Annotated in this window: 16 protein-coding genes; 6 read left to right on the plus strand and 10 right to left on the minus strand. The window is 73.9% G+C overall.

Features of this window, described 5'->3' with window-relative positions:
- The first annotated feature begins 12 nt into the window (after positions 1-12).
- Positions 13-300, plus strand: coding sequence for a DUF4235 domain-containing protein (locus tag FXF68_RS28550; RefSeq protein WP_148764478.1), 288 nt, complete (start codon positions 13-15; stop codon positions 298-300).
- 17 nt (positions 301-317) lie between these two features.
- Here the strand turns inward: FXF68_RS28550 and FXF68_RS28555 are convergent, their stop codons facing one another.
- Positions 318-1,115, minus strand: coding sequence for a hypothetical protein (locus FXF68_RS28555; RefSeq protein ID WP_342787188.1), 798 nt, complete (start codon positions 1,113-1,115; stop codon positions 318-320).
- Positions 1,116-1,131: 16 nt separating this feature from the next.
- Positions 1,132-1,428: a DUF4193 domain-containing protein gene (locus FXF68_RS28560; protein ID WP_067893074.1), complete on the minus strand. Its 297-nt coding sequence runs from the start codon at positions 1,426-1,428 to the stop codon at positions 1,132-1,134.
- A gap of 506 nt (positions 1,429-1,934) precedes the next feature.
- On the opposite strand from FXF68_RS28560, the gene FXF68_RS28565 reads away from it, so the two are divergent.
- Positions 1,935-3,677, plus strand: coding sequence for a serine/threonine-protein kinase (locus FXF68_RS28565; protein ID WP_148764480.1), 1,743 nt, complete (start codon positions 1,935-1,937; stop codon positions 3,675-3,677).
- 49 nt (positions 3,678-3,726) lie between these two features.
- Positions 3,727-6,429: an ABC transporter substrate-binding protein gene (locus FXF68_RS44130; protein WP_148764482.1), complete on the plus strand. Its 2,703-nt coding sequence runs from the start codon at positions 3,727-3,729 to the stop codon at positions 6,427-6,429.
- Between the two features lie 21 nt (positions 6,430-6,450).
- On the opposite strand, the gene FXF68_RS28575 is transcribed toward FXF68_RS44130, so the two are convergent.
- Positions 6,451-7,800 carry a sensor histidine kinase gene (locus tag FXF68_RS28575; protein ID WP_246178991.1) on the minus strand — a complete coding sequence of 450 codons (1,350 nt, stop codon included), beginning with the start codon at positions 7,798-7,800 and terminating at the stop codon, positions 6,451-6,453.
- Positions 7,797-8,450 carry a response regulator transcription factor gene (locus tag FXF68_RS28580; protein ID WP_067893068.1) on the minus strand — a complete coding sequence of 218 codons (654 nt, stop codon included), beginning with the start codon at positions 8,448-8,450 and terminating at the stop codon, positions 7,797-7,799. The genes FXF68_RS28575 and FXF68_RS28580 overlap by 4 nt, the downstream gene beginning before the upstream one ends.
- Positions 8,451-8,656: 206 nt before the next feature.
- On the opposite strand from FXF68_RS28580, the gene FXF68_RS42615 reads away from it, so the two are divergent.
- A complete protein-coding gene (locus tag FXF68_RS42615; RefSeq protein WP_165964506.1) occupies positions 8,657-8,833 on the plus strand; it encodes a hypothetical protein in 177 nt (58 codons plus the stop codon).
- Positions 8,834-8,908: 75 nt separating this feature from the next.
- Here the strand turns inward: FXF68_RS42615 and FXF68_RS28585 are convergent, their stop codons facing one another.
- From FXF68_RS28585 to FXF68_RS28595, 3 genes are all read right to left on the minus strand, one after another.
- Positions 8,909-9,718 (minus strand): inositol monophosphatase family protein, encoded by an 810-nt coding sequence (locus tag FXF68_RS28585; RefSeq protein WP_148764484.1) that lies wholly within the window; start codon positions 9,716-9,718, stop codon positions 8,909-8,911.
- A gap of 73 nt (positions 9,719-9,791) precedes the next feature.
- Complete coding sequence (locus FXF68_RS28590; RefSeq protein WP_148764486.1) at positions 9,792-10,703, minus strand: ferrochelatase; 912 nt, start codon at positions 10,701-10,703, stop codon at positions 9,792-9,794.
- A gap of 93 nt (positions 10,704-10,796) precedes the next feature.
- Positions 10,797-12,026: a lytic transglycosylase domain-containing protein gene (locus FXF68_RS28595; RefSeq protein WP_148764488.1), complete on the minus strand. Its 1,230-nt coding sequence runs from the start codon at positions 12,024-12,026 to the stop codon at positions 10,797-10,799.
- Positions 12,027-12,279: 253 nt separating this feature from the next.
- Between FXF68_RS28595 and FXF68_RS28600 the strand changes: the two genes are divergently transcribed.
- The gene (locus FXF68_RS28600) at positions 12,280-13,602 is read left to right on the plus strand and encodes a D-arabinono-1,4-lactone oxidase (protein ID WP_148764490.1); all 1,323 of its coding nucleotides are present in this window, start codon (positions 12,280-12,282) and stop codon (positions 13,600-13,602) included.
- Between the two features lie 16 nt (positions 13,603-13,618).
- On the opposite strand, the gene FXF68_RS28605 is transcribed toward FXF68_RS28600, so the two are convergent.
- Entirely contained in the window at positions 13,619-14,638 is a 1,020-nt protein-coding gene (locus tag FXF68_RS28605) for a hypothetical protein (protein WP_148764491.1), read from the minus strand.
- A gap of 420 nt (positions 14,639-15,058) precedes the next feature.
- Between FXF68_RS28605 and sepH the strand changes: the two genes are divergently transcribed.
- Positions 15,059-16,741 carry a septation protein SepH gene (gene sepH / locus FXF68_RS28610; protein ID WP_148764493.1) on the plus strand — a complete coding sequence of 561 codons (1,683 nt, stop codon included), beginning with the start codon at positions 15,059-15,061 and terminating at the stop codon, positions 16,739-16,741.
- Here sepH and FXF68_RS28615 read toward each other — a convergent pair.
- Positions 16,738-18,207: a PH domain-containing protein gene (locus tag FXF68_RS28615; RefSeq protein WP_148764495.1), complete on the minus strand. Its 1,470-nt coding sequence runs from the start codon at positions 18,205-18,207 to the stop codon at positions 16,738-16,740. The genes sepH and FXF68_RS28615 overlap by 4 nt on opposite strands.
- Positions 18,204-18,791 (minus strand): PH domain-containing protein, encoded by a 588-nt coding sequence (locus FXF68_RS28620; RefSeq protein ID WP_246178992.1) that lies wholly within the window; start codon positions 18,789-18,791, stop codon positions 18,204-18,206. The genes FXF68_RS28615 and FXF68_RS28620 overlap by 4 nt, the downstream gene beginning before the upstream one ends.
- Between the last annotated feature and the right edge of the window lie 19 nt (positions 18,792-18,810).

Below are 18,810 nucleotides of genomic sequence, written 5' to 3' on the forward strand. Positions count from 1 at the left end.
GAAAGGACGAACATGGCGGACAAGGGCGACATCGGCTGGCGGGTCGTCGCCGGCGGCGCGGCCTTCGTGGGCGGCTTCGTCGCGAAGAAGGCGATCACGCTGGCCTGGAAGAAGAGCACCGGCAAGGAGCCGCCGACGAACCCCGAGTCCCCGGACGTGGCGCTGGCCGAGGCGATCGGCTGGGCGGTGGTGATGGGCGTGGGGATGGAGCTCGCCCGCCTCCTCGCCACCCGGGTCGCCGCCCGGCAGTGGGCCAAGGGCACCGGCGAGCTGCCTTCCCACCTCAAGATCGAGGTATGAGCCCGGGGCCCTCGGGGTCAGCCGCGCGGCAGCGGCGGCGGGCCGCCGGTGCTCGCGCGCAGGTCGTTGCGGATCTTGGTGCCGAGCGCCCGCGTCGCCGAGCGGTTGAGGGCGGCGCCCGCCGCCGCGCCGGTGAGCAGCGGGCCCATCGTGCCCATGGTGCGGCCGAACGTGCGGAGCATGCGTTTGCGCAGGGCCGTCTTGGCGGCCGTGCCGAGCGCGCTGGTGAGGGAGCCGGCCTCCAGGGGGTTGATGCCGCGCTGCCGCGCCCAGGACGTGACGAACGCCGCTCCGCGCGCCGTCCCGGTGCCGTGCACCTGGACGCCGTACACCTCGTGCAGCTCGGCGATCATCTTGACCTCGATCGCCGCGACGACCAGCGTCTCGGCGGCGAGCTGCGCGGGCGCGGTGAGCAGCAGCGGCGGGGCGGCGAACTGCACCGCGGCGAGCGCGCCGCCGGCCGCGCCGACGGCGGTGGTCGCGTTCCCCGCCGTCTTCACCAGCCGGTCGGCGAGCTCCTCGCCCATCAGCCCGCGGTGGTGCGCCTGCAGCGTCCCGATGTCGCGGATCGGAATGTGGGGACCCACCTCGACCAGCAGGTCGCCCAACCACCGTCCGCGCGCGAGACCCGCGGCGCCCGCCCTCCGGGCGCTCTGGCCGAGAAGCGCGGCCAGCCGCCCGAGCAGCCGTCCGCGGGTCTCGCGGTCCATGTCCTCGTCGCCGGTGAGCCGCCCTATCAGCTCACCGACCTCGGCGGAGCCGTCGCCGGGCGGCGGCTCCAGGTCGTCCCGGCGTCGTTCGATCTCTCCCGTCACCCGCGGCCACTCCCGGTCAGGCGGCGCACTCGCGGCAGATCGGCTGGCCGTTCTTCTCGGTGGCCAGCTGGCTGCGGTGGTGCACCAGGAAGCAGCGCGTGCAGGTGAACTCGTCGGCCTGCCGCGGAACCACCCGGAAGGTGAGCTCCTCGTTGGACAGGTCGGCGCCGGGCAGCTCGGCGACCTCGCCGGCGTCCAGGTCCTCATCGATGATGCTGGCGGCCTTGTCGGCGCGCCGGGCCTGGAGCTCCTGGAGGCTGTCCTCGCTGAGATCGTCGTCGGTCTTGCGTGGGCTGTCGTAGTCGGTCGCCATCTTCTATCTCCATCCCCCTCAGTGCTTTATGCGCCCCGTCGCGCGGAACTAACGCACGGGGGGCCGTTCTTGTGCCCGATCCGGGCGGGAAATTCTGTCACGGTTGGTGACCTGCGACACACGAGGCGCGACCGTTCCCACGAGTGACACCCATCACCCGGTTCTCTTCCTCGCGATGTGTCTTCCGTCACACGCCCGGCGGCGGCCACGGTCTGGTCCGGGACCGGGGCGCCCCGCCGGGGTATCCCGCGGCGGCGGGGATCATATCGGTCCCGGCGGCGTTCCGCGCGCCGACCTCCCCGGCGTGGCGGATCGGCCCGATCGGCCTGGTCGTCCATCGAACCGCACACTTCGGTGAAACGTCTGAACTAACGCGATATCGTGCCCGCCTGAGGTTGGGGGCGGGTCCCCTGCGGGGTCCGTCCGGCATTCGCCGGCCGAAGGCCCCGCTGCGGGGTCCGGCGCACGCTATCGCGGGACATCACTGCGGGTCACTGGAGGGTCAGATGCCGGATGCCGCTCCGCTGGAGCCAGGCGATCCTAGGGCACTGGGACAGTACGAGGTCGTCGGACGGCTCGGCGCCGGGGGGCAGGGCGCCGTCTTCCTCGGCCGGGCGCCGGGAGGCGAGTACGTCGCGGTCAAGCTGCTGCACGCGCAGATGGCGAACGATCCGGCGGCGCGGGCCCGGTTCACGCGCGAGGTGAGCGCCGCGCAGAAGGTGGAGCCCTTCTGCACCGCCCGCGTGCTCGAGGCCGACGTCCACGGCGACCAGCCCTACGTCGTCAGCGAGTTCATCGACGGTCCCTCGCTGCACGACGTGGTCGCGCACGACGGCCCGCGGAGCGCCGCCGAGCTGGAACGGCTCGCGATCGGGACGGTCACCGCCCTCGCCGCGATCCACGAGGCCGGGATCGTGCACCGCGACTTCAAGCCGAACAACGTCATGCTGGCCGCCGACGGCCCGCGCGTCGTCGACTTCGGCATCGCGCGGACGGTCAACTCGCAGGAGAGCGCGGTCACCGCCACCGGCATGGTCGTCGGCACCCCCGGCTACCTGGCGCCCGAGCAGCTCACCGGCGCGCCGCTCACCCCGGCCGTCGACATCTTCGCCTGGGGCGCGACGATGGTGTTCGCCGCGACCGGCCAGTCGCCGTTCGAGGCCGACACGCTGCCCGTGATCATCAACCGGATCCTGAACGAGGAGCCGGACCTGTCCGCGCTGCCCGCCGGGCCGGTGCGCGACCTGATCGGACGCTGCCTGTCCAAGGACGCCGGGCTGCGTCCGCCCGCGCCGCAGCTCCTGCTGAACCTGCTCGGGCACGTCGGCGCCGCGCCGGCCGGCCAGGGCGGCGACCAGGAGGACCTGCTCAACCAGGGCACCCGGATCGCGTCGCAGCTCGCGCCGCCGCCCCCGGTGCCGCCCGCGCCGCGTCCCCAGCCGCCGCAGCCGCCGCAGCCGCAGCACCAGATCACGCCGCCGCCGATGCCGATGCACCAGGCCGGGCTTCCGCAGGGCGGCATGCCGGGCGGCCCGCAGGCGGGGATGCAGGGCGGCGGGATGCAGGGGCCGCACACGCCGCCGCCGCAGCCGATCACCCCGCCGCCCATGCCGATGTACCAGGGCGGGGGGATGCCGCCCCCGCCGCCGCCGACGTCGCCGGGCGGGCCGATGCGGCACCCCGTCCCGCCGGGGCCGGGGTTCGCGCCGCCGAAGCAGTCCAGCTCGGCCGGGCCGATCATCGCGATCGGCTGCGGCGCGCTCGCGCTGATCGTGATCATCGCGATCGTGGCGATCGCGGTGGTCGCGGCGAACAAGGACGACCCCGACCCGACGCCCACGTACCTGCCACCGAGCACGTACACGCCGAGCGAGACGCCGTCGTCGCGGGTGACGTCCGGCGGGCTGCTCGGCGTGTTCGACGGCGACGGCAACCAGCCCGCCGCGGGCTCGGGCCACACGACCTTCCAGGTCCGGTTCGCGCTGCTGTACACGAGCGGCACGGCGCGCTACACCTACCCGTCCGGTTCGCAGGACAACTGCTACACGCGGCTGTCGCTGCTGTCGGGCGACCAGAGCAGCGAGAAGGTCGAGTACCAGGAGACCCCGATGGCGGGGATGGACCCGAAGGAGTGCGCCTCCGGGTACATCACGTTCATCCCGTCCTCGGGCGGGAGCACCCTGAGGTGGGAGTGGCGGCAGAACCGGAGCGATCCGACGGCCGCCGCCTACGGAACCGTCTCCAAGTGACGGCCCGGCCCGGGGGCGGCGGGGTCCAGGCGACGCCGGCGGAGTCGGGGTGACCAGGGAGGTCGCCCCGCTCCGCGCGGGTGATCCGGCCCGGCTGGGCGCCTACCGGCTGTCCGGGCTGCTCGGGGAGGGCGGCCAGGGCACCGTCTACCTCGGCGAGGACGAGCCGGGCCACCGGGTCGCCGTGAAGCTGCTGCACGCGCGGTTCAGCGGCGACCCGAAGGCCAGGTCGCGGTTCGCGGCCGAGGTGGCGGTGGCGAAGCGGGTCTCGGCGTTCTGCACGGCCCGCGTCCTCGACTCCGACGTCGAGGGCGACCGGCCGTACATCGTCTCGGAGTACATCGACGGCCCGTCGCTGTCGGAGGTGCTGGCGGCGGAGGGCCCGCGCCGCGGCGCGGCGCTGGACCGGCTCGCGATCGGGACGATGACCGCGCTCGCCGCCATCCACCAGGCGGGTGTCGTCCACCGCGACTTCAAGCCCGCGAACGTCCTGCTCGCCCCGGACGGTCCGCGAGTGATCGACTTCGGCATCGCGCGGGCGCTGGACGCCACCGGCACGATGTCCAGCACGGCCGTCGGGACGCCCGCGTACATGGCCCCCGAGCAGATCTCGGGGGCGCGGGTCGGTCCGGAGGCGGACGTGTTCGCCTGGGGCGCGACGATGGCGTACGCGGCGAACGGGCGGCCCGCCTTCGGGCAGGACTCCATCCCGGCGGTCATGCACCGCATCCTCAACCTGGCGCCCGACCTCGGCGACCTGCACGAGCCGCTGCGCCAGATCGTCGCGGACTGCCTCAGCAAGGACCCGTCGCTGCGGCCCGCGTCGCAGCACGTCCTGGCGCACCTGCTCGACCTGGCGGGGAGCCTGCCGCAGGCGGGCGCGCCGCGCGACACGGGCAACGGCGAGGCCGCCGTGATGCTCACCCAGGGCGCGGCGACGGCGGCGACCGAGTCGGCCCGGCTGCACGCCACGGCGCCGCCCCCGACGACAGGACCGCCGCAACTGCCCGGCGCGACGTGGCCGCCGCCTCCCCCGCCGCCGGACGCGCAGGGGTTCACCACCTGGCCGTCCGCCGGGCAGGTGGGCGCCGGCCCGCAGCCGCCCGGCGGCCGCAAGCGCGGGATCGGCGTGCTGGCGGGCGTGGGCGGCGCCGCGCTGGTCGCGCTGATCCTCGCCGGGACGGCGGTCGCCGCGCTGATCGCGAACCGCGACCATGACAAGTCCACGACGACCGCCGTACGGCTCGGCGGCACGCTGGAGATGCTGTCCGACGACACGACCAGCGACGGGCTGCTCGACCCGGGGCACGCCTCCAGCAGCACCCAGCAGTTCCTCGCCAAGCAGCTGTTCACCGGGCTGACCGCGCTGGACGGGGAGGGCGTGGCGCAGAACCGGCTCGCCACGACGATCACGCCGGACGCGTCCTGCCAGACCTGGCGGATCATCGTCCGGCAGGGGACGACGTTCAGCGACGGCGAGCCGGTCGACGCGGAGGCGTTCGCCCGCGGCTGGGCGCGCGCCGCCGCCGTCAGCGGCGGGTCCGCGTCGTACCTGATGAACGACATCGACGGGTTCCAGGGGGCGTCCACGGGATCGCCGGGCGGGCTGTCCGGCGTCAAGGTGGCGGGTCCGGCCGACCTCAGCGTCAGGCTGACCTCCCCCAACTGCGAGTTCCCGACGCGCCTCGCCAACCCCGTGTTCGCGCCCGTCCCCAAGGCGGCGGGCGACGCGAACAACTCGACCTACAACACCCGTCCGGTCGGGAACGGGCCGTTCAAGCTGGAGAGCTTCACCGGGAACCGCAGCGCCGTGCTCGTCCGCAACGACAAGTGGGCGTTCGGCAAGACCCAGCTCGACAGGGTGAACATCCGGCTCACGTCCGACTCGGCGGTCGGGCGCGCCGCGTTCACCGGGGGCGAGGTCGACCTGGCCATGCTCGGGTCCAGTACGGGGCCCACGCAGGCCCTCGGCTCGGACGGGGTGGCGCGTCCGACGCCGTTCACGCGGATGGTCGTCCCGCTGACCCGGCGCGGCCCGCTGAAGAGCCGGGACGCGCGGCTCGCGGTCTCCTACGCGCTGGACCGGACGAGGATCGCCGCGGCGGCGCCGGGGTTCTACGAGGCGGCGCACGGCATCGTCCCGGCGGCGGTGCCCGGCGGCTTCGGACGGCCCGGCCCCTGCCCGTCCTGCGACACGCCCGACGTGGCGAAGGCCAAGGAGCTGGCGACGCGGGCGAAGCTCGGGCCCGGCACGAAGATCCGGCTCTACCACCCGAACGTCCAGACCTACCGGCCTATCGCGGACACGGTGTCCCAGCAGCTCAGTTCCGCGCTCGGATGGCAGGTCGAGCTTCGTCCGACCGAGTTCGTCGACCTCCGCAAGACCCTCGCGGGGAAGGACGCCTCCGGCCTCGCGCTGTCCTCGTGGGGACCCGACTACCCCACGCCGTACACGGTCCTGTGGCCGCTGCTCGGAAGCACGGCCGCCGCCACCGAGAGCAACGGGTACGCCAACTACAACGGCTGGAGCAACGCGAAGTTCGACGAGCTGGTGTCCAGGGCGCTGCGCAGCACCTCCGCCGAGACCCGCACGTCCCTCTACAAGGAGGCCGAGAAGATCGCGCTGGACGACCTGGCGCTCATCCCGCTGACGTCCGGCCGCCGGGCGGCGCTCGTCCGCAAGACGAAGGTCACGGATCTGAGCCTCGACTACGACGGCGACCCGGTCCTCGTGGCCGCCAGGCTCAAGTAGCGCGGGACACGCGGGGGGCGCTCAGCCGGACGGCAGCCGGACGGTGACGATCAGCCCGCCGCCGGGACGCGGCGCCGCGTACACCGCGCCGCGGTGCGCCAGCACCACCGACCGCACGATCGACAGCCCGAGCCCGGCGCCCTTGGACGACTCGACCCGGTCGGCGTTCAGCCGCCGGAACGGCTCGAACAGCCGCTCCACCTCGTAGGCGGGGACGGCGGGCCCGGTGTTCTCGACCTGCACGGTGGCGTAGCCGTCCAGCAGGCCGGTGCGGATCCACAGCTCGCCGCCCGCCTCCTCGTTGTGCTTGATCGCGTTCTCGACGAGGTTGGACACGAGGTGCTCCAGCAGCACCGGGTCGCCGAGCGCCTTCCCCGACGTCAGCTCCGGGTGGACGGACACGTCGTTGTCGTGGTCGCGGCGCGCCGAGTGCTCCAGCACCGTCGCCGCGACCTCCGCGAGGTCGACGGGGGTGCGGGTGGTCAGCTCCCGCTCGCTGCGGGCGAGCAGCAGCAGGCCCTCGATCAGGCGCTCGTGCCGGGCGTTGGTCGCGAGCAGCGTCCGGCCGACGGCGCGCAGGTCGTCGGACACGTCCGGGTCGCCGAGCGCGACCTCCAGCAGCGTCCGGTTGATCGCGAGCGGGGTGCGCAGCTCGTGCGAGGCGTTCGCGACGAACCGGCGCTGCGAGTCGAACGCGTGGCCGAGCCGCTCCAGCATCGCGTCGAACGTGTCGGCAAGCTCCTTGATCTCGTCGTCCGGGCCCTCCAGCGCGATGCGCTCGTGCAGGGTGCTCTCGGACAGGCGGCGGGCCGTGGTGGTGACCCGCTGCAGCGGGCTGAGCGCCCGGTCGGCGACGAACCAGCCGAGCACCAGCGTGATGATCCCGACGCCGCCGAGCGCGAGCAGGGACCGTCCGACGAGCTGCTTCATCGTCTGGTCGACGAACTGGCGCTGCAGCGCGGCGGCCTGCTCGTCGGTGGTGATGCCGTAGCCGAGCACCTTCACGTTGCCGAGGATGTCGGCCATCAGCACCGACATGACGAACAGCAGCAGGGCCCCGGCCAGGAAGAACAGCAGCCCGTAGAGGAGGGTGAGGCGCAGCCGGACGCTCATCCGGCCGGGCAGCGCCTTCAGCTCGGCGAACGACCCGGCGTTCTCGCCGCGCCACATGCCCTTCGGCGCCGGGGGCGGCTCGGGGACCTGCTGCGGGCCGGGGCGGCGCCACCGTCCGCCGCGCCGCCCGCCCTGGGCCGTGGCGTCCTCGTAGTACGTCCCGCCGCCGCCGGGCTGGGCGGACGCGGCGGTCGCGCCGGGCAGGGCGTCCGGACGGGGCTCCTCGGAGCCGGTTCGGGGTGCGGGATCGGCGGTCACAGTCGGTATCCCACTCCCGGGACGGTCTCGATCACCGGAGGTTCACCGAGCTTCTTGCGCAGCGTCATCATCGTCACGCGGACCACGTTCGTGAACGGGTCGATGTGCTCGTCCCACGCCTTCTCCAGGAGCTGCTCGGAGCTGACGACGGCGCCGTCCGCGCTGAGCAGGACCTCCAGGACGGCGAACTCCTTGCGGGTCAGCTCGACCGGGCGGCCGTCCCTCGCGACCTCGCGGCGGGCCGGGTCGAGGCTGATCCCGGCGCGCTCCAGGACGGGCGGCAGCGGCGCGGCGGCGCGCCGCCCGAGCGCCCGCACCCGCGCGATCAGCTCGGCGAACGCGAACGGCTTGGCGAGGTAGTCGTCGGCGCCGATGGACAGGCCCTCGACCCGGTCGCCGAGCTCGCCCGCCGCGGTCAGCATGATGATCCGCGCCGGGTAGCGCTGCGCGACGAGCTGCTTGCAGACGTCGTCGCCGTGGACCTTCGGGAGGTCGCGGTCGAGGACGATGACGTCGTACTCGTTGACGCCCGCCCGCTCCAGCGCGCCCGCGCCGTCGTAGGCCACGTCCACGGCCAGCGTCTCCCTGCGCAGACCGGTGGCGATGGCGTCGGCGAGCACCCGCTCGTCCTCGACGACTAGAACACGCACGGTTCCCCCTCCATGGCCGGGGCGCGGGGCGCCCCGGGTTCCAGATATCCCACGCGGGCCGTAAGAAGCCCGTAAGCACCTGTTCACGCGATCGCCCGACCGGCCGTGATTCGCCGGACGCAACAATCCGCGAAAATTGCATTGGCGTACAGGTTTACCTCCAGCCTAGGTCTGGGTACGCATGGGCACGATCCGGGAGGAGGCCAATGGGCGAGTTGTCACGCATGATCCAGCAGCGGCTAGACGACGCGTACGCGTCGCTGCGGAGCGCCCACGCAGAGGGAGACACCTACCTGGCGGACATCCGCCAGGAGGAGATCAACGACCTGCGCCGGATCGCAGCGAACAACGACATCGGAGTTGAGCCACCCCGCTGCGACTGAGGACACGCGAACCGAGACGGGGAGCCCGGGACCGCCGCCGGTCCCGGGCTCCCCGTCCCCGTAGGACGGGGTCCCTCAGTCGGTGAGCGGGTCCAGCGGCGCGAGGAGCGCGTGCAGGGCCTCGAACGTGCCCGGCCCGGCGGCGACGGTCAGCTCGGGGCCCGCGGGCGCGCCGTGCAGGCCCCCGACCCGTCCGCCCGCCTCCTGGACGATCAGCGCCCCGGCCGCGACGTCCCACGCCTGGACGCCCCGCTCGTAGTAGGCGTCGACCCGTCCGGCGGCCAGCGAGCACAGGTCGACGCAGCAGGAGCCGCCCCGGCGGATGTCGCGGACGTTCGGCAGCACCCCGGTGAGGACGCGGGCCTGCCCGGCGCGCCGTTCCGCCGAGTATCCGAAGCCCGTGGCGACCAGGGCGCGGTCGAGTGGGACATGAGAGTTCACGCGAAGTTCACGTGAGCCGGACGAGGTGTGCAGCAGCGCTCCCCCGCCGCGCACGGCCGTGCAGGACTCGCCGCGGCGCGGCATCTCCACGGCCCCGGCGACGGCCGTGCCGTCCACCTCGGCGGCGATGCTGACCGCCCAGTCGGGCAGGTCGTAGAGGTAGTTGACGGTGCCGTCGATCGGGTCGATCACCCAGCGGACGCCGCTGCCGCCCGCCTGGGTCCCGCCCTCCTCGCCGAGGAAGGCGTCGTCCGGACGGGCCGCGCGGATCCGCTCGACGATGAGCTGCTCGGCCGCCCGGTCCATCTGGGTGACGACGTCGGTCGGGGACGACTTGGTCTGCACGACGTCCGGGCCGTCCGCCGGGCGCTTGTCGACCAGCATCCGCCCGGCCTCCCGCGCGGTCTCGGCGGCCAGTTCCAGCAGGTCTTCGGGCAGGCTCATCGCGCTTCTCCTTTCTGGGGGGCGACCCCCAGGCCCCCGGGCCGGAGGCCCGATGATCCCCGCTTCGCCGCGGTCATCGGGCCTCGTCCAGGAGGAGGCGGGGCAGGGCGGCGAAGCGGGGGTCGGCGCCGGGGGTGGCGGCGCGGGCGAACGCGATGCCGAGTTCCTCCGCGCGCCCGGCGGCCTCCACGTCGAGGTCGTACTTGACCTCCATGTGGTCGGAGACGAACCCGATCGGCACGACCGCGACCGCGCGGACGCCCTCGCCGTGCAGTTTCTCCAGGTGGTCGGTGATCTGCGGTTCGAGCCACGGCTGCGTCGGCGGCCCGCTGCGGCTCTGGTAGACGAGGTCCCAGGGCGTGCCGGGGGCCGCCTTCTCGGCGACCGTCCGGGAGGCGGCCTCCAACTCGTCCACGTACAGCTCGCGGTTGGGCTGGGAGAGCGGGACGCTGTGCGCGGTGAAGATCAGGCGGGCGTCGGCCGGGAGGCCGCTCAGCGCGTCCTTGGTCGCGTCCACGAACGGGTCGATGAAGCCGGGCCGGTCGCAGTAGACGGGGAGCTTGTCGATGACCGGCGCGTCCTCGACCTCCTCGCGTGCGCGGGCGATGTCGGCGAGGTACTGGTCGTTCGTCGAGTAGCCGCTGTAGGCGGACGTGACGAACGCCGCCGCGCGCCGGACGCCGTCCGCCTTCATCTGCCGGACGGTGTCGGCCAGGTAGGGCGTCCAGTTCCGGTTGCCCCAGTAGACGGGGAGGTCCACGCCGTGGGAGGCGAAGTCAGCCTCGATGGCGCTCTTGAGGTCGCGGCAGAGCTGGTTGATGGGGCTGACCCCGCCGAACAGGAAGTAGTGCTCGCCCACCGCCTCCAGCCGTTCGCGGGGGATGTCGCGCCCGCGGGTCACGTTCTCCAGGAAGGGGATCACGTCGTCCGGTCCTTCGGGGCCGCCGAAGGACAGCAGGAGCAACGCGTCGTACGACGACGTCATGTCTCCATCCAACCAGGCCATCGCGCGTGCCCCGTGCGGGCCGTCTCACGGGCCGGGTCGCGGGCCGGGTCGCGGGCCGGGTCGCGGGCCGGGTCAGTCGAACCGCGCCTGGTACGCCTTGGCCAGGTTGAGGACCTTCTGGACGTACCAGTCCGCGTGGTTGTACTGCCACACCGCCCGGTAGAGCTGCTGCCCGCCCCGTCCCGCGCCGCTCGCGCACAGGTACTTCGCGGCGGCGGGGACGGCGTCGTAAGGATTCATGATGTCGGCCTTGCCGTCGCGGTCGCCGTCCACGCCGTAGGTCCGCCAGGTGGCGGGCATGAACTGCATCGGGCCGAGCGCGCCCGCACTGGACGGGCCCGCGTTGCGCCCGTGGTCGCTCTCGACCTGGCCGATCGCGGCGAGGACCGTCCAGGACAGGCCAGGGCACGACCGCGCCGCCTGCTTGTAGAGGTCGAGGTAGCCGCCGGGGCGACCGCTCTCGCCGGGCGTCTGGAACCGCCGCTCGTGCAGGTTCACGACGTTCGCGCCCGGCCCGAGCGCCTTCGCGACCGCCTGGACGACCTTCGCCGGGCTCACCCCCGGCGCGTTGACGAGCAGCGCGATGTTCGGGACGAGGCCCATCCGTCCGCCGGACGACCGGCTCACGAGCATGTCGATGCCGGGCAGGCCGAACGCGCCGGAGCCGCCCATGGTGAGGTTCGGCATCGTCCGTCCGACCACCGGGTAGCGCATGCCGCGGTTGAGCCTGAGCTGCTCGGCGGCGGCCGGGGAGACGACGAAGTGGTCGGCGGCGAGGGCCTCCCACAGGTCGGTGCGCTTGGCCGTCCCGGGCGGCGTCCAGGACCGGAAGGACGACGGGTCGACGGCGAACGCGTTGACCTGGCGCCCCTGGAGCTGGACGGCGCCGCCGTCGACGGCGACGACGTCCCTGACCTTGCCGAGCTTCGCGACCTTCCTGATCCGCGCGGCGGGGATCGACCCGCCGCCGACGGCCAGCACGTCCGGCGGGACGACCCGGCGCAGCGGCGCGACCTGCCCGCCGCTGACCACGTTCACCGGGTCGCCCGGCGGCGCGCTCGGCGGCTGCTCGTCCCGCGCCGCGGCCGGCTCGGCGTCGTCGGCGGTCAGCGCGGCGAACACGCCGCCGGATCCGGTGGCGAGGGCGAGGAGGGCGATCGCGGCGACCGTGATCGGCAGGGCCCGGCCGCGCGGGCGCCGGGGAGGGGCGGAGCGCCTCGTCACCGGCTGCGGGCCGCGCGGGCGTGTGGCGGACGTCCCGTTCCCGCCGGGACCGGCCTCCTCGGCGGCGGCGTCGCCCATGGACCCGTGCGGTGCTGACCCGTGCGGTGCTGAAGGAGGAGCCACAACATTCCCCAACGAGAGTCGCTACTGACGGTTACCCGGCGTTCGCTTCTTTCCCCCACGGAACGGGATCATGAGGATCATGAGGTCGGCGGCGGCCGAACCGGTGCCGACCGGCGTCCGGTCCCGAGGGACGGATCGGATCGTATCGCCTCAGACCGGACAGAAATGTGAACTTTTCTCGCGAACAATCGCCGAGTAGAGTCACGCCATGTCCCCCGTGAAGTCCCCCGCGAACGACCGCGCCTGGCAGAACTGGGCCGGAAACCAGCAGGCCGCGCCCCTGCGCGTCGTGGCGCCGGGCACCGGCGCCGAGGTCGCCGAGGCGGTCCGGACGGCCGCCGACGACGGGCTCACGGTCCGCATGGCGGGCTCCGGGCACTCGTTCACCGGTGCCGCCGTCGCGGAGGGCGTGCTGCTGCGGCCCGACGCGCTGAGGGCGGTCCGGTCCGTGGATACGGCGACCGGGCTCGTCACCGTCGAGGCGGGTCTTCCGCTGCACACGTTCAACCGCGTCCTCGACGAGCACGGTCTCGCGCTGGCCAACATGGGGGACATCCAGGAGCAGACCGTCGCCGGAGCCCTCCAGACCGCCACCCACGGCACGGGACGCGACAGCGCGGGCCTCGCCTCCCAGGTCGCCGCACTCGAACTCGTCCTGGCGGACGGCAGCGTCGTCACCTGTTCGCGGGAGGAACGGCCGGAGCTGTTCGACGCGGCACGGGCGGGCCTGGGCGCGCTCGGCATCGTCACCGCCATCACCTGGCAGACCGTCCCGGCCTTCCTGCTGCGCGCACAGGAGCAGCCCATGAAGTGGGACGAGGTGCTCGCGCGCATAGACGAGTTCGACGCGGCCAACGAGCACTTCGAGTTCTACTGGTTCCCGCACACCGAGGGGTGCCTGACCAAGCGCAACAACCGCGTGGAGGGCCCGGCGGAGCCGCTGTCCAAGGTCAAGTACTGGCTGGACGACGAGTTCCTGTCCAACACCGTGTTCGGGGCCGTCAACAGGCTCACGCACCGGGTGCCCTCTACGACGACCTTCGTGAACGGCATTTCCGCCAAGGCCCTCGGGGCCCGCACCTACAGCGACACCTCGTACAAGGTCTTCACCAGCCCGCGGACCGTCCGGTTCAAGGAGCAGGAGTACGCGATCCCGCGCGAGGAGCTCGTCCCCGCCCTGCGCGAACTCCGTTCCCTTTTCGCCAGGAAGGACTGGCGGATCAGCTTCCCCATCGAGGTGCGGCTGCTCCCCGAGGAGGACGCCTGGCTGTCCATGGCCCACGGACGGCGGAGCGCGTTCATCGCCGTGCACGTCTACCACCGCGACCCCCACGAGGACTACTTCAAGGGGGTCGAAGACCTGATGACGTCCCTGAACGGCCGTCCGCACTGGGGCAAACTCCACACACGCGACGCCGCGTACTTGGAGAAGGTCTATCCCCGGTTCAGGGACTTCCGCGCCCTGCGCGACGAACTCGACCCAGAGCGCCGCTTCGCCAACCCGTACACGAACCAGGTCTTCGGCGAGTAGACGTCGAAAGAGGGCCTCAGTTGCCCGGGGTGGAGCGCTGCTGCTCGGCTCCGCCCGGCGGCTTGCCGCCGTCCTGCGGGTTCTCGGTGGGCGCCGGGGTGCTCGGCGCCGTCGGCGTGGGCGTCGTCGGACGGCCGGTCGGCTCCTGCTGCGTCGGCGTCTCGGTCGGACCGGTCGGCTGCTGCCCGCCCGGCGCGGTCTGCTGCGTGGACGGGGCCTCCCCGGTCGGCGTCCCGGTCGGCGTCCCGCTGGGCTCCGTCGTGTCGTCCGTCCGGGTCGGCGCCGGGGTGTCGTCCTGCTTCCCACCGCCGTCGCCGCCCAGCACGTTGGTCACGGTCAGGCCCTTGTCGCTCTTGCCGATGGGCTTCCCGGTGGTCGCCTCGTAGAGCGTGATCCCGCCGATGACGATCGCGAACACCACGGCGGAGGACACCACGAGCTTGACCCAGTGCGCCTTGGCCCACTCGGCGGTGCTCTGCCACGCCGACCGCCGGACGACCTCGCGGACCGCGTCCTCTCCGGCCTCCTCGGCGAGCGATCCGGCCACGGCGGCCACCGGGTCCAGCCTGGTGGCGTTGGGGTCGCCGCCGCCGAACATGGGGTCGAGCCGGGTCGCGTTAGGGTCTCCGCCGCCGAACGACGGGTCAAGGCGGGTCGCGTTGGGGTCACCGCCTTGGAACGCCCGCCGGGTCGCGTTGGGGTCTCCGCCGCCCTGGACGCCGAGACCGGCGGCGCCGTGCGGCCAGGCGACGGTGCGCGTCGGGTCCGCGCTGGTGGCGGCCTCGGCGGCGTGGTCCGCCGCGTCCCGCCGCCGGACCGCCACCTGGACGTGCGACAGTTCCTTGAGCTGCTCCCGGCCCTGGTCGAGGTAGTGCTTCCCGATGGCCGACCCGGCCGTCGAGATCACGCTCATCAGCGCCGCGCCGATGATCGTCCCGTAGACGCCCAGGTAGGACGCCCCGAGCGCGGCCACTCCCGTCGCCGCCGCACTCGCGATCAACTGCGTCGTGCTCAGGTCCGGCAGCTTGCGCGGCATGCCCCGGCTCACCCCTGTTCCGTTGACGTCAAAACCCCCGAAAAGAAACTAACCGGGACAAGTCGGTGTTCCTGCCGCGGACGTGACGCTCGCAACTCCGAACCGGTGGCGCCGCACCCGCCGGTCAGGCACGGTGAGGAAAAAGATGGACAAGAATCGAGCGGGACGGACCCCCGCCGTACTCGGCGACGGCAAGCTTGGTCAGGTGCCCTCTTCGACCTCGTGAAGGGGGCTTCGAGAGCGGCGATGTTCGGACATGCCGGGTACGGTGCTGGCAGCAGGTGTGTCCGAAAGAGAGACTCGGGAACCCGGGGGAAGGGCACGCATGCGCCCTCGGTGGGCATCGGGCGGCCGACCGTCGAGCACGGTCCGCCGCACCGGCGTCCTCCGTGCCGTAAGGACAGGGCAGGAAGGACACGCATGCAGGAGCTGCGCCTCGTCGCGGTCAGCGAGGACGGTACGTACCTCGTCCTGGCCACCGCGGGCCGAGGCACCCGGTTCACCCTGCCCGTCGACGACCGGCTCCGCGCCGCGGTCCGTGGGCACTTCTCCCGCCTCGGCCAGTTCGAGATCGAAGTGGAGAGTCCCTTGCGCCCCAAGGAGATCCAGGCCCGCATCCGGTCCGGCGAGACCGCGGAGGAGATCGCCGAGTCGGCGGGAATCCCGGTCGAACGCGTCCGCTGGTTCGAGGGCCCGGTCCTGCAGGAACGCGAGTACATGGCCCAGCAGGCGCAGCGCGTGGCGGTGCGCCGACCCGGCGAGTCGGCCCCCGGCCCGCCGCTCGGCGAGACCGTCGAGGAACGCCTCGGCCGCGGCGGCGTCGACCTCGAAGAGGCCGAATGGGACTCCTGGAAGTGCGAGGACAACACCTGGCGCGTCCGGCTGTCGTTCTTCGACAACGGCCGCCCGCACGCCGCCGAGTGGACGTTCGACCCGCGCCGCCGGCACGTCTCCCCGCTGGACGAGGTCGCCGCCCGCCTCACCGCCGTCGAGTGGGACGACGAGGCGCTGTCCGACACGGTGACGCCGCTCGTGCCGCGCCGTCCCGCCATGAAGGTCGTGTCCAACGACCGCGATCGTGACCTTGACCGCGACCTCGACCTCGACCGGGGGCGCGAGCGCGACCCGGCGCCGCGCGGGCTGCCCGCCGAGTTCCCGGCGGAGGTGCCCGCCGAGCCCGCGCAGGCCCGTCCGGCCGCGCGGCCCGCGCCGTCCGGCAGGCCCGAGCCGCTCCGCGCCGCCGAGCCCCGCGAGTACGCCATCGAGCGCGGGCGGATGGTCGAGCCGCGCCCGTCCGTCCGCGAGCCCGGCGAGGCCGCCGCGCTGCACGAGGCCGCCCGGCCCCGCGAGGCGGACGAGCGGGCCGAGCCCGCCGCGCGCCCGAGCGCCGCGCCCGCGCCCGCGCCGCTCCGTCCGCGCGTCGCCGAGGAGCCCGCGACGCCGCCCGAGGCCGTCCGGGAGGCCGTCCGGGAGGCCGCGCCGCCGGACGACGAGCCCGCCGCCGAGACGGACGAGCGCCCCGAAGCCGTCGCCGACGAGCGCGCGGACGCCACCGAACAAGCGACCGAGGAACCCGAGACCGACGAGGCGGAGCAGCACGCCGAGCCCGTCGCGGAGGAGACCTCCGACACCGGCGAAGCGGACGAGTCGAGCGGAGCCGACGAGGAGCGCCCAGCCGACGAACCGGAGCCGGAGCCCGAGCCGGAGGCGGTCGCCGAGCCCGAGGAGGCGGACGTCGCCGAGCCGGAGCCCGCCGCCGCGAAGGCCCCGGAGGCCGAGCCCGTCGCGGCGAGGCCGGAACCCGCGCCGGAGCCGGAGCGGGAGCAGGACGAGCCCGCGCCGGAGAAGAAGCCCGCGGCGGCGCAGCGTCCGGCGCAGCGGCAGCCGGCCAGGGCGCCCGCGAAGAAGAAGCCCGCCGCGCGTCCCGCCATGCCCGCCGCGCAGGACAAGCCCGCCACCGGGTCGCCCGCCGCCGCGGCGGCGGCGAGCGGCGGCGACTCGGCCGCCGCGCAGCGCCCGGCGCGGCGCCGCAAGGCCAAGGGCAAGCGCGCGTCCGTCCCGTCGTGGGACGAGATCATGTTCGGCGCGCGGCGTCCCGACTAGCGGTCCGGCGGCGGTTCCAGGAACGGGGTCACCCACGCCGGGGTGATCCCCGCGGCGAGGGACACGGCGTCCGCCTCGGACATGTCCGCGGCGGAGTAGCCGCCGTCGCCCGCGCCGACCGCCGCGAACAGCGTCGCGAGGCCCAGCCTGCGCTGGAAGAGCGTGCGGCGGATCCGCCAGCCGACGACCGCGCCGTGCTCGACGACCACCTGCCGCCGCCGCAGCGAGCCCGACCGGACGCTGAGGCGCTCCCCGTCCGTGACGTGCCCGAGCTGCCGGTACCGGTCGAGCCCGAGCAGGACGGCGGGCCCGGCGGACGCGGCGAACACGGCCGCGACCCACGGCTGCCCGGCGGCCAGGGCCAGCGCGGCGAGGCCCAGCGGGAGCGCCACCGCCCGCGCCACGCGGCGTCCCCGCGCGGCGGGCGGGTGCATGGTCAGCGGGCCGGGGACGTTCCCGACGACCCGCGCCGCCAGCGCCTCCGCCACCGGGCGCGGCGCGGCGGGCAGCAGCCGCCCGCGGTGCGCGGCGTCCCCGAGGCCGGTGATCAGGGCCCCGAGCCTGGTCACCCCGGCCGCGCGCTCGAAGGGGTTGTCGGCCAGCTCGACGCCGCGCAGCCTGCGCCGCTCCAGCGACACGCTGCGGCGGGTGAGCAGGCCGCGCTCGGCGACGAGCGACCCGTCCCGCTCGTGGACGGTGAAGTCCCAGTTGAACAACGTGAAGACGATCACCGACATGACCGGCATCGCGATCAGCACGAGGATGGCGAGCGCCACGACGAGCGCCGTGGGCAGGCCGACCACGTCGTGGCCCACGCCCTCCACCCGTTCCCGCGTGATGAGCCCGAGGTCGTCGCCCAGGTTGTAGAGGGTGCCGAGCAGGCTCCCGGCCAGCGCGAACGGCGTGAACAGGTACGCGCCGCTGAGCGGGGCGTACACGTACCAGCGGCGCCGCATCCGGGCCAGGACGCGGCGCGGCGGCGCGGGCGCGTCACGGGCCAGCAGGACGCGCCGCAGCCGGTCCGCCTCGTGCCGGGACACCGCGTTCAGCGTGCCCTCGCCGCCGTCCGCGCCCGCGTCGATGTCGACGACCGCCAGGCCGAGGAGGCGGTGCGGCAGGGACGCGCTGATGTCCACGCCGCGGATGCGGTCGCGCGGGATGCTCTTGACCGACCGTCCGATGAGCGCGCGGCGCAGCTCGATGCGGTCGCCGTACAGGACGTAGGTGAACGTCACCCAGTCGGCGACGTGGAAGGCGAGCCCGAACGCGAGCCCGACGAGCGTGAAGTAGAACGCCGTGGACAGGCCCCCGACCAGCAGCCCCGTCGCCCCGGCGGCGATCAGCGCGACCAGCTCCCGGACGGCGCCGACGACGAACGTGAACGGGTGCAGCCGCTGCGCGTCCCCGACGTCGAACGTGCGACCGGGCACGCCCACGGGGACGGGGTCGCCGTCTCGCAGGTTCACGTGGCGTCGTCGCGGAGGTCGTGGGCGCGGTGGGCGAGGTCCTCGGCCAGGCGGGTCGCCACGTCCACGGGAAGGCCGGAGACCTCCGACGACCCGGTGTGCGAGGCGGTGTTGACCTCGATGGTCGCGAGCCCCAGCATCCGCTCGATCCAGCCCTGCTCGGTGTCGACGGTCTGGATGCGGCTCACGGGGACCAGCAGCCATTCACGGCTGAACCACCCCGTCCTGGTGTAGACGACGTCCGCGCTGACCTCCCACCGGTGGACGCGGTAGCGCCACACGGGCGCGACCGTCACCATGAGCAGGCCCGCCGCGCCGATGATGTAGGGCAGCCAGCCGACGCGCCCGGTCAGCCAGCCGGGCACGCCGTCCCATCCGGAGTCGCCGACCCAGGCCGCGACGCCCAGCGCGAGGCCGAACGCCAGGCCCCAGAGCAGCAGGTACTCGATCGCCCAGTGCGCGACGGCGCGCGGCGACACCCGGTTCTCGGGCGGCCTCAGCCGCGGCGGGCGCGCTCCCCCGCCGCCCCCGCCGTTCTCGTCGTCCTCACCGTCCAGGTCGTGACCGCACCGCACCGACGTCACACAGCGAGTCTAGAACGCC

It is taken from the genome of Actinomadura decatromicini (assembly GCF_008121305.1).
In the GTDB taxonomy this organism is placed as follows: Bacteria; Actinomycetota; Actinomycetes; order Streptosporangiales; family Streptosporangiaceae; genus Spirillospora; species Spirillospora syzygii.

What these genes read in the sequence shown, in the direction of transcription:
- FXF68_RS28550 (WP_148764478.1), top strand. Translation starts at nt 13, where the DNA reads ATGGCGGACAAGGGCGACATCGGCTGGCGGGTCGTCGCCGGCGGCGCG.
- FXF68_RS28560 (WP_067893074.1), bottom strand. Translation starts at nt 1,428, where the DNA reads ATGGCGACCGACTACGACAGCCCACGCAAGACCGACGACGATCTCAGC.
- FXF68_RS28565 (WP_148764480.1), top strand. Translation starts at nt 1,935, where the DNA reads ATGCCGGATGCCGCTCCGCTGGAGCCAGGCGATCCTAGGGCACTGGGA.
- FXF68_RS42615 (WP_165964506.1), top strand. Translation starts at nt 8,657, where the DNA reads ATGGGCGAGTTGTCACGCATGATCCAGCAGCGGCTAGACGACGCGTAC.
- FXF68_RS28585 (WP_148764484.1), bottom strand. Translation starts at nt 9,718, where the DNA reads ATGAGCCTGCCCGAAGACCTGCTGGAACTGGCCGCCGAGACCGCGCGG.
- FXF68_RS28590 (WP_148764486.1), bottom strand. Translation starts at nt 10,703, where the DNA reads ATGACGTCGTCGTACGACGCGTTGCTCCTGCTGTCCTTCGGCGGCCCC.
- FXF68_RS28595 (WP_148764488.1), bottom strand. Translation starts at nt 12,026, where the DNA reads ATGGGCGACGCCGCCGCCGAGGAGGCCGGTCCCGGCGGGAACGGGACG.
- FXF68_RS28600 (WP_148764490.1), top strand. Translation starts at nt 12,280, where the DNA reads ATGTCCCCCGTGAAGTCCCCCGCGAACGACCGCGCCTGGCAGAACTGG.
- FXF68_RS28605 (WP_148764491.1), bottom strand. Translation starts at nt 14,638, where the DNA reads ATGCCGCGCAAGCTGCCGGACCTGAGCACGACGCAGTTGATCGCGAGT.
- sepH (WP_148764493.1), top strand. Translation starts at nt 15,059, where the DNA reads ATGCAGGAGCTGCGCCTCGTCGCGGTCAGCGAGGACGGTACGTACCTC.